This window comes from Halorubrum sp. AJ67 (assembly GCF_000513435.1).
Genome location: NZ_CBVY010000012.1, coordinates 128133 through 129229 on the forward strand (window position 1 = coordinate 128133; position 1097 = coordinate 129229).

At 69.7% G+C, this 1097-nt stretch carries 1 protein-coding gene and 2 pseudogenes; 1 reads left to right on the top strand and 2 read right to left on the bottom strand.

Features of this window, described 5'->3' with window-relative positions; all coding sequences use genetic code 11:
* A pseudogene (locus BN903_RS10885) lies at positions 1–438 on the bottom strand (phenylalanine--tRNA ligase subunit alpha); the annotation flags it as partial.
* Positions 439–560: 122 nt separating this feature from the next.
* On the opposite strand from BN903_RS10885, the gene BN903_RS10890 reads away from it, so the two are divergent.
* Positions 561–866, top strand: coding sequence for a HalOD1 output domain-containing protein (locus BN903_RS10890; protein ID WP_048077746.1), 306 nt, complete (start codon positions 561–563; stop codon positions 864–866).
* A 39-nt stretch (positions 867–905) separates the two neighbouring features.
* Here the strand turns inward: BN903_RS10890 and BN903_RS10895 are convergent.
* Positions 906–1097 (bottom strand): annotated as a pseudogene (locus BN903_RS10895) (hypothetical protein); the annotation flags it as partial.

A 1097-nucleotide genomic window follows, 5' to 3' on the forward strand; every position in this document is an offset into this window, starting at 1 on the left:
CGCGAGCGCCGTCGCCTCCGGGTCGGCGTCGGGGTCGGCGTCCGCGGCGATCGAGAGTTCGCCGCCGTCGACGCTCCCGAAGCCCTTGCGCGCGAAGTTCGCGAGCGCGATGTCGACCTCGGGACCGTCCAGCTCGGCGTCGCCGATGACCGCGCCCATCGAGACCGGGTCGGCGTCGGCACCCGCGTCGAGACCCGCGCGGTAGAGCCGGGTCTCGGGGAGTCCCTCGTCGACGTACTTCCGTCCCTCGTCGGTGAGTTCGAGGGTCTCGTCGGCCACCGACGCGACCTCGACGAGGCCCTCGTCGGCGAGATCGAAGGCCGCACCGGCGACCGTCTCCGGTTTCAGGCCGGTCTCCTCGCCGATCTCCGCTACCGTTCGTTCGTCCGTCGCGCTCGCGGCTTCGAGGACCGCGAGCTGTCGTTCCGTGAGTCGCATTCGAGTTGTCTCTACACGCGTGCGGCTGGTTGGTAACGGTTCCGGGACCGGTCCGCCGAGACGAACTCATTTCTGATAAATTGAACGTTCGCTTTATGTGTCGGTTCGCCGAGAGGGCAGCTATGAGCAGCGTAACGCCCGAACCGAACGATCCTAGTTCGATGTCCGAAACGGCCCGCGTCCGTCACGGCGGGAGCGGGCCGAGTCCCAGTCTCGCCGTCGTCGAGGCGATCGCCGCCCTCGCCGGCGTCGAGCCGGCTGACCTGTCCGACGAGGGCGTGGCATTGTACGAACACGTCGACCCCGACGCGCTGAACGCGCTCGTCTCCGATCGGTCCGACGCCGACCTCGACGTCTCGCTCACCGTCGCGGGCTACGACGTCCGCGTCGGTCCCGAGTCCGCCGTCGCCCAACGGTCGCGGGACTGAGCCGCTTTCCCCGCCAGTAACTGAGCCGCTTCCGCCCCGCTACGTCTCGTCGCCGGCGCGTTCGCGGAGCCGCGCGATCCGGTCGCCCAGCGGCGGCTGGACCTCGAACCACGTCGACCAGTCGCCGGTCTCCGGTTCGATCCCGCGGCGCTCCGCGACGCGCTCGAAGGCGTCCGCGACCCGGAGTCGTGGGAGCAAGGCACGACAGGGGATAGGTGNTNNNGNTGNNGT